The organism is Modicisalibacter sp. MOD 31.J, from assembly GCF_020147985.1.
Lineage (GTDB): Bacteria > Pseudomonadota > Gammaproteobacteria > Pseudomonadales > Halomonadaceae > Modicisalibacter > Modicisalibacter coralii.
Genome location: NZ_JAGXFF010000002.1, coordinates 14,187 through 27,276, shown reverse-complemented (window position 1 = coordinate 27,276; position 13,090 = coordinate 14,187). Strand labels below are relative to the sequence as shown.

The following is a 13,090-nucleotide window of genomic DNA, read 5'->3' as shown; positions in this document are numbered from 1 at the left end:
TTGTCGGGTCAATCGGTGTCAGTCGATGGCGGTGGTGCGCGAATCGGCGGTCGCTTCCGGACGGCGCTCCGGCGGCCGGCGCTCCGGCAGCATGCCGCGTTCGAGAATGAAGGCGATGATGGTCTCGAGCCCCACGCCGTCGTGGAGGTTGGTGAACACGAACGGCCGTTCACCGCGCATCGTGCGGGCATCGCGATCCATCACCTCCAGCGAGGCATGGACGTACTCGGCGATGTCGATCTTGTTGATGATCAGCAGGTCCGACTTGGTGATCCCGGGGCCACCCTTGCGCGGGATCTTGTCACCGGCCGAGACGTCGATCACGTAGAGCGTCAGGTCGGACAGCTCGGGGCTGAAGGTCGCCGAGAGGTTGTCGCCCCCGGATTCGACCAGCACCAGTTCCAGATCGGGATGGCGTGCCTGGAGATCGTCGATCGCGGCGAGGTTCATCGAGGCGTCCTCGCGGATCGCGGTGTGCGGGCAGCCGCCGGTCTCGACCCCGAGGATGCGGTCGGCGGGCAGCGCCTCGTGCTTGAGCAGGAAGTCGGCATCCTCGCGGGTATAGATATCGTTGGTGACCACCGCGATGTCGTAATACTCGCGCAGCGCCAGGCACAGCTGACGCAGCAGCGCCGTCTTGCCCGAGCCCACCGGGCCGCCGACGCCGACACGCAGACAATGAGTCATGGTCTTGCTCCTTACATGAATATCACATCGATAAGAGACAGAAATGAAGAAAGCGCGGCGATGCCGCGAGAAGAAGACAGAACGGCGCTTCACATCCGGAACTCGCCTGGCTTCCCTCTTCCCTCTTCCCTCTTCCCTCTTCCCTCTTCCCTCTTCCCTCTTCCCTCTTCCCTCTTCCCTCTTTTTTTAACGCCCAGCATCATCAGCTTCGAAACAGTCGCGAATACTGCGTCTCGTGCAGGGCGCTGGCCAGCGCCAGCCCCGGCAGTGCCGGACCGAGTTCCTCGTCGTCGAGCGCGAGTGCCGTATCGACCGCCTCGGCGAGTCGCGGACGCAGGCGCTCGATGATGCGTTGCGCCGCGGTCTGGCCGAGCGGCAGTGCCTTGCAGGCCACCGTCAGCTGGTTCTCCAGCCAGGCCCAGGCGAACCCCAGCAGCGTCTCCTCGATGGCCACGCCGCGCCGCTCGGCGGCGGCGGCGAACATCACCACATAACCCGGTGACTCGGGTAACGGTGCCGTCCGGGGCAGCAGGTCCAGATTCCCCAGCAGGCGGACCAGCGCGGCACCCAGGCGGCGCTCCTCCTCGAGCAGTTCGGCGGTTTCCCGGTTGGCCGCGAGCCAGACATTCCAATGGACCAGCGCCTCGCCATCGCCCGCCGCCCAGGCGCGCTGCGCCCGGGCCAGTACCGGCAGCTCGCAACGCGTCAGGCCGTCATCGAGCACGCCGGCGAGCCAGGCCTCGAGCGTGGCTTCGTCGCGGACCCAGTCGAGCTCGAAGGCACTTTCCAGCCCCTGCGACCAGGCGAAGGCGCCGATCGGCAGCGCCGGGCTGACAAGCTGCAGCAGCCCGGCCAGCGCCAACGGATCACGTGGCGCCTCAGTGGGCATGGTCATGCGCCCGGTCGTGATCATGGTCGTGGGAATGCCCATGGCCGTGAGAATGCCCACCGAGCGTGTAGGCGCCGGGTTCGGGATCGAACGGCGCCGCGTGGTGTTCGATCCGCGCGCCCAGCCGTTGCGCCAGTTCCTCCAGCACGTGATCCGGCGCGAAACGCACCCAGCCCTGGCGGTCGTCGCCGCCCAGCGCCAGCGTCACGTGACGATTGCCCAGGTGATAGGCCAGCCTGGCCAGGGGCAGCCCCGCCGTGACCCAGGCGGTGGCGACCGGTTCGGGGGCGGCAACGATCCGCACGATCTCGCCGCTCTCGGCGCGGAGCCCTTCGCCGTCGCGCAGCACCGGCCCGCGATCCAGGAACAACCCCAGATCGCGTCCGCCATCGCTGGTCGCCCGCAGACGCCCGCGAATACGCAACTCATAGGTCAACGTCAGGGTATCGGCCGCCTCGTCAGCGGCAACGGGGCCCAGCCGTTCGATCAGTTTCCACATGTTTCACCTCATCACCGCAGGTCAGGTGCGGGAGCGAATTTATTCGCGATTTGGCCAGTCAAACCGTCGGGAACGAGTTCCCTCCCACCGAACCTCGAGCGTGGTGGCTTTAAAATAAGTGATAGCGCTGCGCCAGCGGCAGCTCGGTGGCCGGCTCGCAGGTCAGCAGCTCGCCGTCGCAGCGCACCTCGTAGGTCTGCGGGTCGACCTCGAGCTGCGGACAGGCGTCGTTGAGCTTCATGTCACCCTTGCGCACGCCACGTACGTCGCGACACGCCGAAAGGCGGCTTGCCAGCCCCAGCCGCGCCTGGATCCCGGCATCGATGGCGGCCTGGCTGACGAAACTCAGTCGCGTCGCACTGGCCGCCTTGCCGAAGGCGCCGAACATCGGCCGGTAATGCACCGGCTGCGGCGTGGGGATCGAGGCGTTGGCGTCACCCATCGGCGCGGCGGCGATCATCCCGCCCTTGACGATCAGCGCCGGCTTGACGCCGAAGAAGGCCGGCGACCAGAGCACCAGGTCGGCGAGCTTGCCGACCTCCACCGAACCGACCTCGTGGGCGATGCCGTGGGTGATCGCCGGGTTGATGGTGTACTTGGCGATGTAGCGCCGGGCGCGGACATTGTCGGCGCCACGTTCGGCGTCTTCCGCCAGCAGGCCGCGCTGGACCTTCATCTTGTGCGCGGTCTGCCAGGTGCGGCAGATCACCTCGCCGACCCGCCCCATGGCCTGGGAGTCCGACGCGATCATCGAGATCACCCCCAGGTCGTGGAGGATGTCCTCGGCGGCAATGGTCTCGCGGCGGATGCGCGAGTCGGCGAAGGCCACGTCCTCGGGAATGTTGGGGTCCAGGTGGTGGCAGACCATCAGCATGTCGAGATGCTCGTCGATGGTATTCACCGTGTAGGGCCGGGTGGGGTTGGTCGACGACGGCAGCACGTAGTCCTTGGAACAGGCGGTGATGATGTCCGGGGCATGGCCGCCCCCCGCCCCTTCGGTGTGGTAGGTGTGAATGCCGCGCTCCTTGAACGCCGCCAGGGTATCCTCGACGAACCCCGATTCGTTGAGCGTGTCGGTATGAATGGCGATCTGCACGTCGTAACGCTCGGCCACGCTCAGGCAGTTGTCGATCGAGGCCGGCGTGGTGCCCCAGTCCTCGTGGAGCTTGAGGCCCATGGCGCCGGCCTCGAGCTGCGCTTCCAGCGCCTCGGGCAGGCTGGCGTTGCCCTTGCCGAGCAGGCCGATGTTCATGGGCAGTTCGTCGACCGCCTGGAGCATGGTGCCGATGTGCCAGGCGCCCGGCGTGCAGGTGGTGGCGTTCGACCCCGTGGCCGGGCCGGTGCCGCCGCCGAGCATGGTGGTCACGCCGCTCATCAGGGCTTCTTCCACCTGCTGCGGACAGATGAAGTGAATGTGCGCGTCGATGCCGCCGGCGGTGAGGATCTTGCCCTCGCCGGCGATGACCTCGGTGCCGGGGCCGATGACGATCGTCACGTCCGGCTGGGTATCGGGGTTGCCGGCCTTGCCGATGGCGGCGATGCGCCCGCCCTGGACCCCCACGTCGGCCTTGACGATGCCCCACCAGTCGAGAATCAGCGCGTTGGTGATCACGGTGTCCATCACCGCGGCGTCGTTGCGCTGGCTCTGGCCCATGCCGTCGCGGATGACCTTGCCGCCGCCGAACTTCACCTCGTCGCCGTAATGGGTATGATCCCGCTCGACCTCGATCCACAGCTCGGTGTCGCCGAGGCGCACGCGATCGCCCACGGTCGGGCCGTACATGTCGGCATAGGCCTGGCGCGTGATCGTGCTAGCAGGCTTCATGGTTGGCCTCCTTCATCAGGCTTTTGCGCTTTTCGCGCGGCCTCGGGCGCGTCAGTTCGCGCGGCCTCGGGCGCGTCAGTTCGCGCGGCCTCGGGCGCGTTAGAGAGCGAGCCCATGACCTCGCCGCGAAAGCCGTAGACATGCCGCCGACCGACGTAGGGAATCAGCGTGACCTCGCGACTCTGGCCGGGCTCGAAGCGAATCGCCGTGCCCGCGGCCACGTCGAGACGATAGCCGCGCGCGGCGGCGCGATCGAAGACCAGCGCCGGGTTGGCCTCGGCGAAATGGTAATGCGAGCCGATCTGGACCGGCCGGTCACCGGTATTGGCGACCTCGACGGTGATCCGGCTGCGTCCCGCGCAGAGCTCGATCTCACCGTCCTTCAATTGGTATTCACCGGGAATCATGGCGAGCTCCTTAGACAATTGGGTTATGCACGGTCACGAGCTTTGTTCCATCCGGAAATGTCGCTTCGACCTGTACCTCGTCGACCATTTCCGCCACGCCGTCCATCACGTCGTCACGGGTCAGGATCTCGCGACCCTCGCTCATCAACTCGGCGACGCTCTTGCCGTCGCGGGCACCCTCGAGGATCTCGAAGCTGATCAGCGCCACGGCCTCCGGGTAATTGAGTTTGAGGCCACGGTTGCGGCGGCGCTCGGCGAGCTGCGCGGCGGAGAACAGCAGCAGCTTGTCCTTGTCGCGGGGCGTGAGTTCCATGGTGATCGTTCCTCTCGTCGCTGTTCTGCGTGATTGATACTGGCGTGTCGGGTCAGGTGGCCCAGATGCGCGGCGCCTGCGCCTCGCGGCCGACGAGGCGCGGACGCAGGCATTCCCAGGCGCGCCGGCAGAGATCCCAGGCGGCGTTGCGGGAGTCGCCGAGATAGCGCAGCAGCAGCACGTCGTTGCGCTGGGTCGCCGCCCAGCACGCTGACGCGGGTAATGCCTCGCGCAACGCTTCGACGGCCGAGCGCGGCGCGTCGAGGCCCACCGCCCACAGCGTGGCCTGCACCGTCGCCCCGCCCTGCCCCCAGCGCCCCTGAAAACGCGGATGCCGGGGATCGAGGGGCTGACGCTCCAGCCACAAGGGCAGGCCGTCGCGGGTCAGGCGAAAGCGTTGCTCGACCCGGCCGCTTGCGAACGGCAAGCGGCTGGCCGGCCGGCCCAGCGCCATGAGCTCCCAACCCAGGCAACGGGCGCCACCGGCGAGCTCGATGGTCGTCGACTGACTGCCACGCGAACCGTCGAAGGCCAGGGTCTCCTGGGGCAGCCACTCCAGCGTGCCGCCCTCGGCGACCCCCAGCCGGACGTGCTGGCTCCAGCTCACGCCCTGGCTGTCGGCGCGGTAGAGCTTGGCGGCGGCCGGCGTGGTCAGCAGCGCGTGGGCATTCCCCGCGACGTCCACGTCGATGGCCAGGGCGTCACCGCTCACCAGCCCGCCCGGGGGATGCAGCAGGTAGACATGGCAAGGGGCTCCGGCGTCGCGCCCTTCCGGATAGAAGGGGCGCTGGACGCGCAACGGGCCGGCGTGGCGTGTCTTGATCAGCCGCGTACCCCGCTCGCCGGCGGCGAACCCCAGTTCGAGCGAGGCCGCCCAGCGCCGCTCGGCATCGAAACGATGGCCCGAGTCGTGGCGGGCGACGGCGCATCGCGCCGGGGTGAGATCGTGAAACAGCGTCATACGGTCAGGTGTCGTTTGATCAGGTCGTCGCCGAGCTCGTCGATGGCGCCCTGCGCCACCGGCCGGCCGCGATCGAGGATCACGAAGCGATCGGCGTACTTGCGCACGAACGGCAGCTTCTGTTCGGCGAGCAGCACGGTCATGCCGTCCTCGCGATTGAGCTTGCGGATCACCTCGCCGATCTCGGCGACGATATTGGGCTGAATGCCCTCGCCCGGCTCGTCGAGGATCAGCAACCGAGGCTCGAGCACCAGAGCCCGGCCGATCGCCAACTGCTGCTGCTGGCCGCCGGACAGATCGCCGCCACGGCGATGGCGCATCTCCCAGAGCACCGGAAACAGCTCGTAGATCCGCTCGGGGATGCGCTTCGCGCCGTCGCGGCGCGCCGCCAGCCCGGTGCGCAGGTTTTCCTCCACCGTCAGCAGCGGGAAGATCTGGCGGCCCTGGGGCACGTAGCCGATCCCCAGGCGCGAGCGATCCTCGAGACGCCGGCGGGTCAGCGGGATCTCTCCATCATAGGTGAGTTCGCCAGTCTTGATCGGCACTTCGCCCATCACGCACTTGAGCAGCGTGGTCTTGCCCACCCCGTTGCGGCCCATCACGCAGGTGCATTGCCCACTGGGCACGTCGAGCGACAGATCCCACAGGGTGTGGCTCTCGCCGTAGAACTGGTTGAGCGTGTCGATGGCCAGCATCACGCCTCCTCCCCGAGATAGACCTCGACCACCCGCGGGTCGCTGGATACCTGATCCATGCTGCCCTCGGCCAGCACGCTGCCCTGGTGCAGTACCGTGACCTTGCGGGCGATCGAGCGCACGAAGCCCATGTCGTGCTCGACCACCACCACGGACTGCTTGCCGGCCAGACTGGTGAGCAGCTCGCCGGTACGCTCCATCTCCTGTTCGGTCATGCCCGCCACCGGCTCGTCGACCAGCAGCAGGCGCGGGCGCTGCATCAGCAGCATGCCGATCTCCAGCCACTGCTTCTGGCCGTGGGACAGGATTCCCGCCGGTCGGCGGCGTTGGGCATCGAGGCCGATCAGCGACAGCACCTCGTCGATGCGATCGCGGGCCGCGCCGGAGAGTCGCGCGGTGAGCGTCGGCAGCACGCGCTTGTCGGCGCTCATCGCCAGTTCGAGATTCTCGAACACGCCGAGCGCCTCGAACACCGTGGGCTTCTGGAACTTGCGGCCGATTCCCAGGGTGGCGATCTCGGGCTCGTTCATCGTCAGCAGGTTGTGGCGGCTGCCGAACCACACCTGCCCGCGATCGGGCCGCGTCTTGCCGGTGATGATGTCCATCATGGTGGTCTTGCCGGCCCCGTTGGGGCCGATGATGCAGCGCAGCTCGCCGTCGTCGATGGTCAGGTTGAGATCGTCGATCGCCTTGAAGCCGTCGAAGCTGACGCTGACGTCCTCGAGATAGAGGATCGGCCCGTGGCGCACGTCGACCGGCGAGGCGTCGGGAATCAGGAAATCGAAGACCCGTTCGCGATCGGCCAGTGATTGCAGGATGCTCATGCCGTCGCCTCCGTCGTCCGCTCGTCATGGCGTGACGCGTTGCGGCGCCACTGCATCAGGCCCGCCAGGCCGCGCGGCAACAGCACGGTACAGACCACGAAGAGCCCGCCCAGGGCGAACAGCCAGGCATCGGGCATCACCCCGGTGAACACCGTCTTGGCGTAGTTGACCAGGATCGCCCCGATCACCGCGCCGTAGAGCGTGGCGCGGCCGCCCAGCGCCACCCAGACGACGATCTCGATGGAGAACAGCGGCGAGAACTGGCTGGGGTTGATGATCCCCACCTGCGGCACGTAGAGCGCGCCGGCGACACCGGCGAGCATCGCCGAGACGACGAACACGAAAAGCTGCACGCGCTCGACCCGATAGCCGATGAAGCGCACCCGTGCCTCGGCATCCCGCGACGCCACGCAGACCCGCCCCAGCTTGCTGGCAACGATCGCCCGACACAGCCAGTAGCCGAGCCCCAGCGCAACGCCGGAAGCCAGGAACAGGCCCAGGCGGGTGCCGTCGGCACTGATCGGGAAGCCCAGCAGTTCCTTGAAGTCGGTCAGGCCGTTGTTGCCGCCGAAGCCCATCTCGTTGCGGAAGAACGCCAGCATCAGCGCGAAGGTCAACGCCTGAGTGATGATCGACAGATACACCCCGGTGACCCGCGAGCGAAACGCCAGGAAGCCGAACACCAGCGCCAGCAGACCCGGCGCCAGCAGCACCATCAGGAAGGCGAATCCGGCCATGTCGAAGCCCTGCCAGTACCACGGCAGGTGATCCCAGTTGAGGAACACCATGAAATCCGGCAGCACCGGATCGCCGTAGACGCCGCGATCGCCGATCTGGCGCATCAGGTACATGCCCATGGCGTAGCCGCCGAGGGCGAAGAAGGCGCCGTGGCCGAGGCTCAGGATGCCCAGGTAGCCCCACACCAGATCGACCGCCACGGCGAGCAGCGCATAGCACAGATACTTGCCGAGCAGTGCCACCGTGTAGGTCGAGACATGCAGGGGATTGGCCGTCGGCAGCGCCAGGTTGAGCACGCAGACCACCGCCAGGGCGACGATCAGCACGCCGACGAAGCATTGCGTCGAGCGCTCCGTGGCCGGCTTGAGAAACCAGTTCATGGCTCAGCCCTCCGCCGCGCGGCCCTTCTGCGGGAACAACCCGCGCGGGCGCTTCTGAATGAACAGGATGATGAACACCAGTACGATCACCTTGGCCAGCACCGCGCCGGCCCAGGGCTCGATCACCTGGTTGATCACGCCCAGCGACATGCCGGCCACCAGCGTGCCCCACAGGTTACCCACGCCACCGAACACCACCACCATGAAGGAATCGATGATGTAGTTCTGGCCCAGGTTGGGGCCGACGTTGGTCAGCTGCGACAGCGCCACCCCGGCGAGTCCGGCGACCCCGGAGCCCAGGGCGAAGGTGAGGATGTCGACGCGGGTGGCGTGAATCCCCATGGCCCGGGCCATGGTGCGGTTCTGGGTCACCGCGCGCACTTCCAGGCCCAGCCGGGTGCGGCGCATCACCAGCATCAGCGCCGCGAACACCACCAGCGCGAAGCCCAGCACGTAGAGCCGGTTGAGGGTCAGCGACAGCGCCTCGTTGACCACCAGCGAGCCGCTCATCCACTCCGGCGTGACCACGGTACGGTTGAGCGGCGAGATCACCGTGCGCACCAGTTGCTGCAGGATCAGGCTGACGCCGAAGGTCGCCAGCAAGGTTTCCAGCGGCCGCCCCTTGAGAAAGCGGATCACGCTGCGCTCGATGATCACGCCGACCAGCGCCGACACCAGGAAGCCGGCGGGGATCGCCAGGATCAGCGCCAGGCCGGGCTGGCCGGGCAGCAGTTGCTGGAGCATCCAGGTGGTGTAGGCGCCGAGCATGATCAGCTCGCCGTGGGCCATGTTGATCACGCCCATCACGCCGAAGGTGATCGCCAGGCCGATCGCCGCCAGCACCAGCACCGAGCCCAGGCTGAGGCCGAAATAGAGCGTCTCGGCGGCGTGGTTGAGCTTGAGCGCCTGCTCGATGCCGGCCAGCGCCTGGCGGGCCGCCTCGGCGGCCTCGCCGTCGCCCCGGGCGACCTGGGCGAGCGCGGCGCGCACGGTGGGATTGAGGCTGCCGGAGAGGGTGTCGATGGCGGCATCGATCTGCGCGGCATCGCCCGACTGCAATCGGTAGAGGGCCAGCGCCTGGGCCAGCTTGGCGCGCACGTCGCCGTCGCTCTCGGCGTCGAGGCGTGCTGCCAGGGGCTCGGCCAGGTCGGCGTCGACCTCGCCGATCAGACGATCGGCACTGGCCAGGCGTTCGGCCGGATCATCGGCATCGAGATCGAGAATCGCCATCGCGCTGCGCAGTTGATTGCGCAGGGCGTTGTTGATGGTGATGCGGTCGATGTGGCGCCGCGAGACCTCGCCCAGCGGGGCGTCGTCGACGGCATCGATTACCGTCCAGTCACGGCCTCGGTTGTCGGTGACGATCACGAAGCGACCGTCCTCCTCCAGCCGCTGCAGCTTGCCGTCGAGCAGTGCCTGGAGCCAGACGCGGGTACGCGGCGCCTGACTGGCGACGAGATCCTTGATGGCCCGGGCCTTGGCGGCGTAGGAATCGGCGGCCAGGGCGCGCAATTCGTCCGGCGCCTGCTGGGGCGAGGCGGCGTCCCGAGCCAGGGCGTTGCCCGTGCCCAGGGCGATGAGACAACCCAGCATCAGGGTCGCGGTAATGGTCCGCAAGAGCGTCATGCGGGAATCCTTCGAGTGGCGTGTCGCGGAATTGGCACCGAGGGCACGCTGCCGATTCCGACGGTTGTCGGGACCGGCCGTGACGGGCACGGCCGGGGGATCGCGCCCGTCTTACTGACTGGCGGTTTCCTCGGCGCTGCCGCCGCAGGTCTTTTCGACCACGTTGTAGTTGCCGCACTCGAGCGGCTTGCGCCAGTCGCTGATCAGATCCCGCGAGCCCGGCAGGTAGTCGGACCAGGCATCGCCGGCCACGGTGGACGGCGTCTGCCAGACCACCGAGAACTGCCCGTTGTCCTGGATCTCGCCGATCATCACCGGCTTGGTGATGTGGTGGTTGGGCATCATCGTCGCGTAGCCACCCGACAGGTTGGGCACGGTGACCCCGATGATCGCGTCCTTGACCGCATCGACGTCGGTGGTTCCGGCCTTCTTGACCGCCTGCAGCCACATGTTGAAGCCGATGTAATGGGCTTCCATCGGATCGTTGGTGACCACGGTGTCGTCGCCGTCGTTGTAGGCGATCCAGTCGTCGATGAAGTCGTAGTTGGCGTCGGTATCGACGCTCATGAAGTAGTTCCAGGCCGCCAGTTGACCGACCAAGGGCGCGGTATCGATACCCGACAACTCCTGTTCGCCCACCGAGAAGGCCATGACCGGGATGTCGGCGGCGTCGATGCCCTGGTTGGCCAGCTCACGATAGAACGGCACGTTGGCGTCGCCGTTGATCGTCGAGACCACGGCGGTCTTCTTGCCCTGGCTGCCGAACTGCTTGATGTTGGAGACGATGTTCTGCCAGTTCGAATAACCGAACGGGGTGTAGTCGATCATGATGTCGTCGTCGGCGACCCCGTGCTCCTTGAGATAGGTCTCGAGGATCTTGTTGGTGGTGCGCGGGTAGACGTAATCGGTGCCCTCGAGCACCCAGCGCTGCACGCCGACATTGTTCATCAGGTAGTCGACGGCCGGAATCGCCTGCTGGTTGGGCGCCGCGCCGGTGTAGAAGATGTTCTCGGAAGACTCCTCGCCCTCGTACTGCACCGGGTAGAACAGCAGACCGTCGAGTTCCTCGACCACCGGCAGGACCGCCTTGCGCGAGGCCGAGGTCCAGTTGCCGAAGATCACGTCGACCTTGTCCTTGGCCAGCAGCTGACGGGCCTTCTCGGCGAACAGCGGCCAGTCCGAGGCCGGGTCCACCACCACCGGCTCCAGCTGCTTGCCGAGCAGGCCGCCCTGGTCGTTCTGCTGCTGGATCAGCATCAGCATTTCGTCCTTGAGCGTCGACTCGCTGATCGCCATGGTGCCCGACAGCGAGTGGAGAATGCCGACCTTGATGGTGTCCTCCTGGGCCAGGGCGGGAACCGAGATACCCAGGCCGAGCAGGCCGGCGGCGATCCAGCGATGGGACTTGGATGCGTTCACTTGAGTCTCCTTGCGTTTATGGTTGTTCATCGTGTCCAGCGACGAGCGCCCCCATTCACGGAGCCATCACCTCACAAAGCGCAAGGGGCATGCCAACCTCCTGGAATCCTCCATTAACTCTTTGAATTTAGAGACTTACAGAATCATGACAGTCACACTGCGGCCCCTCGACGCCCCATGATGGTGCATGGTGTGTGCCTCGGGTTCGGAAAGCGCCCGAAATCGGGCAGCGCGTCGCGCCATGGTGGTGCAGCGACGGCCGGGCGTCCTGGAAAGACGCACCCGCCCCGGTAACGCGGGGGATTCGGGCGCGTCCACGGCAAGGGCTGGAAAGGAGCAGGAGGGCTTGGAATGCATCTCCAAACCCTCTGATGATGGGCACCGGTGGCGGGGCAAAGCGAGGGTCCTTTGCCATGGATGGCAAAGGTAGCGCCCAGGGAGGGGTTCACAGCGCCCTCGCGACGTCCTGCCGCCGGAGAAGCTCACTTCGTCTATCGGTTGTGAGAGGCGTTCTTAGAGGGTGTTTACAAAATGCCTGCGCTCGACAATACGGCGTTAAAATCGGCCTCAAAATGCTCATTTACCCCGTGTAAACTCCGCTTTTTCGGCCGATTTTGCCTTGTCTTGCCTTCGCTCGCCTAATTTGTAAGCACCCTCTTATCCGGGCAGGCACTCGTTATCCAGCGAGTCATCCATCGAGAAACGCTGTCGGCCCGCCGACTTGGCGGCATACAGGGAGCGATCGGCCCGCTCGAACCAGCGGCTGACCGGCCCGTCCGTTTCCAGCAGGGCGCCACCCCCGCTGAACCGGATATCGCCGTGGGCGAGCGGCCGCGCCCGACACGTCTCACGCAATCGGGTATCGAAGGCCAGCATCTCCGCCGGTGTCGCCGGCGCGATCAGGACCGAGAACTCCTCGCCGCCGCAACGCCCCACCACGGCACCGAAATCGCGCGCGACGTCGTTCAGACAGTCGGCGAAGCGGACGATGACCGTGTCGCCATAGGGGTGGCCATGGGTATCGTTGAGCCATTTGAAATGATCGAGATCGTAGGTCAGCAGCGCCGCCGAGGTGCCCTCGTGTCGACACTCGCCCTGCCGGATGGCGACCCGTTCGTGGAAGGCCGCATGATTGAGAAGCCCCGTCAGGCTGTCGCGTCGTGCCAGTTCCCGCAGCCGCTCGGCGTAACGGCGACTCACTCGCTGCTCGCGACGGACCCGCTTCAGATGACCGCTGACCAGGATCAGCAGAATGGCCACGTTCATCAGATAGCTCACCCCCAGGTCCAGTGCCCGGGAAAACCGGTCGGGATAATCCGTCACCCAACCCGGGTGGTGATACTCGAGCAGAATCATCAGCGGCGGCATGCCCACGATTCCCGCCAGCACGACCCAGCGCCGGAAGCCGCAGGACGGGATCACACCCAGCGCGTAGGCCGCGCCCATCAGGAAGAACATCGAGGTGGGGCCGCTCATGCCCTGGTTGAACAACCAGTTCAGCGGCATGATGCCGAAGATCGCCAGCAGGCAGAACCACCAGGCCATGCGCACCACGTCGCCATGCCAGCGCGAGCGATACCACATCCACAGCACGGCCAGGGCGATGCCCTCGAGCACCAGGGCATAGGTCGGCGAACTCAGCCCGACGATGACGTTGAAGACCCCGGAGATGGCGGCGGTCAAGGCGGCGACGAACAGGAAAGCCAGGTGCATGCGTTGCAACGGCGACAAGGCCTCGCCCGCCACGAGCCGCCAGCACGCCGCCTGGATTCGCCGCCACGTTGTCACCATGTCCCGCCGCCCCATCGCTCAGATCACCGTCGGCCC

Annotated in this window: 12 protein-coding genes and 1 pseudogene; all 13 read right to left on the bottom strand. The window is 66.7% G+C overall.

Features of this window, described 5'->3' with window-relative positions; translation table 11 throughout:
• Positions 1-18: 18 nt before the first annotated feature.
• The 13 genes and pseudogenes from ureG to KGR00_RS05490 all read right to left on the bottom strand — a co-directional run bounded on the left by ureG (position 19) and on the right by KGR00_RS05490 (position 13,054).
• Positions 19-687, bottom strand: coding sequence for an urease accessory protein UreG (gene ureG / locus KGR00_RS05550; RefSeq protein WP_224417358.1), 669 nt, complete (start codon positions 685-687; stop codon positions 19-21).
• 202 nt (positions 688-889) lie between these two features.
• Positions 890-1,576, bottom strand: a complete 687-nt coding sequence (locus tag KGR00_RS05545) for an urease accessory protein UreF (protein WP_224419802.1) — start codon at positions 1,574-1,576, stop codon at positions 890-892.
• Positions 1,566-2,075, bottom strand: coding sequence for an urease accessory protein UreE (ureE, locus tag KGR00_RS05540; RefSeq protein ID WP_129138621.1), 510 nt, complete (start codon positions 2,073-2,075; stop codon positions 1,566-1,568). The genes KGR00_RS05545 and ureE overlap by 11 nt, the downstream gene beginning before the upstream one ends.
• A 109-nt stretch (positions 2,076-2,184) precedes the next feature.
• Positions 2,185-3,900 carry an urease subunit alpha gene (ureC, locus tag KGR00_RS05535; RefSeq protein WP_224417359.1) on the bottom strand — a complete coding sequence of 572 codons (1,716 nt, stop codon included), beginning with the start codon at positions 3,898-3,900 and terminating at the stop codon, positions 2,185-2,187.
• 104 nt (positions 3,901-4,004) lie between these two features.
• Positions 4,005-4,307: pseudogene (locus tag KGR00_RS05530) on the bottom strand (urease subunit beta); the annotation flags it as partial.
• Positions 4,308-4,317: 10 nt separating this feature from the next.
• On the bottom strand, positions 4,318-4,620 hold the full coding sequence (locus KGR00_RS05525; RefSeq protein ID WP_129138281.1) for an urease subunit gamma: 303 nt from the start codon (positions 4,618-4,620) through the stop codon (positions 4,318-4,320).
• Between the two features lie 52 nt (positions 4,621-4,672).
• Entirely contained in the window at positions 4,673-5,581 is a 909-nt protein-coding gene (locus tag KGR00_RS05520) for an urease accessory protein UreD (protein WP_224417360.1), read from the bottom strand.
• Complete coding sequence (gene urtE, locus KGR00_RS05515) at positions 5,578-6,276, bottom strand: urea ABC transporter ATP-binding subunit UrtE (protein WP_129138279.1); 699 nt, start codon at positions 6,274-6,276, stop codon at positions 5,578-5,580. The genes KGR00_RS05520 and urtE overlap by 4 nt, the downstream gene beginning before the upstream one ends.
• On the bottom strand, positions 6,276-7,100 hold the full coding sequence (gene urtD / locus KGR00_RS05510; RefSeq protein ID WP_129138278.1) for an urea ABC transporter ATP-binding protein UrtD: 825 nt from the start codon (positions 7,098-7,100) through the stop codon (positions 6,276-6,278). Before urtD ends, urtE begins: the two co-directional genes overlap by 1 nt.
• On the bottom strand, positions 7,097-8,218 hold the full coding sequence (gene urtC, locus KGR00_RS05505; protein ID WP_224417361.1) for an urea ABC transporter permease subunit UrtC: 1,122 nt from the start codon (positions 8,216-8,218) through the stop codon (positions 7,097-7,099). Before urtC ends, urtD begins: the two co-directional genes overlap by 4 nt.
• A gap of 3 nt (positions 8,219-8,221) precedes the next feature.
• A complete protein-coding gene (gene urtB / locus KGR00_RS05500; protein WP_224417362.1) occupies positions 8,222-9,844 on the bottom strand; it encodes an urea ABC transporter permease subunit UrtB in 1,623 nt (540 codons plus the stop codon).
• 111 nt (positions 9,845-9,955) lie between these two features.
• Complete coding sequence (gene urtA, locus KGR00_RS05495) at positions 9,956-11,263, bottom strand: urea ABC transporter substrate-binding protein (RefSeq protein WP_224417363.1); 1,308 nt, start codon at positions 11,261-11,263, stop codon at positions 9,956-9,958.
• Positions 11,264-11,920: 657 nt separating this feature from the next.
• A complete protein-coding gene (locus KGR00_RS05490) occupies positions 11,921-13,054 on the bottom strand; it encodes a GGDEF domain-containing protein (RefSeq protein ID WP_224417364.1) in 1,134 nt (377 codons plus the stop codon).
• Between the last annotated feature and the right edge of the window lie 36 nt (positions 13,055-13,090).

What these genes read in the sequence shown, in the direction of transcription:
- KGR00_RS05525 (WP_129138281.1), bottom strand. Translation starts at nt 4,620, where the DNA reads ATGGAACTCACGCCCCGCGACAAGGACAAGCTGCTGCTGTTCTCCGCC.
- ureC (WP_224417359.1), bottom strand. Translation starts at nt 3,900, where the DNA reads ATGAAGCCTGCTAGCACGATCACGCGCCAGGCCTATGCCGACATGTAC.
- urtB (WP_224417362.1), bottom strand. Translation starts at nt 9,844, where the DNA reads ATGACGCTCTTGCGGACCATTACCGCGACCCTGATGCTGGGTTGTCTC.
- KGR00_RS05490 (WP_224417364.1), bottom strand. Translation starts at nt 13,054, where the DNA reads ATGGTGACAACGTGGCGGCGAATCCAGGCGGCGTGCTGGCGGCTCGTG.
- KGR00_RS05520 (WP_224417360.1), bottom strand. Translation starts at nt 5,581, where the DNA reads ATGACGCTGTTTCACGATCTCACCCCGGCGCGATGCGCCGTCGCCCGC.
- ureE (WP_129138621.1), bottom strand. Translation starts at nt 2,075, where the DNA reads ATGTGGAAACTGATCGAACGGCTGGGCCCCGTTGCCGCTGACGAGGCG.
- ureG (WP_224417358.1), bottom strand. Translation starts at nt 687, where the DNA reads ATGACTCATTGTCTGCGTGTCGGCGTCGGCGGCCCGGTGGGCTCGGGC.
- urtD (WP_129138278.1), bottom strand. Translation starts at nt 7,100, where the DNA reads ATGAGCATCCTGCAATCACTGGCCGATCGCGAACGGGTCTTCGATTTC.
- urtC (WP_224417361.1), bottom strand. Translation starts at nt 8,218, where the DNA reads ATGAACTGGTTTCTCAAGCCGGCCACGGAGCGCTCGACGCAATGCTTC.
- urtE (WP_129138279.1), bottom strand. Translation starts at nt 6,276, where the DNA reads ATGCTGGCCATCGACACGCTCAACCAGTTCTACGGCGAGAGCCACACC.
- KGR00_RS05545 (WP_224419802.1), bottom strand. Translation starts at nt 1,576, where the DNA reads ATGCCCACTGAGGCGCCACGTGATCCGTTGGCGCTGGCCGGGCTGCTG.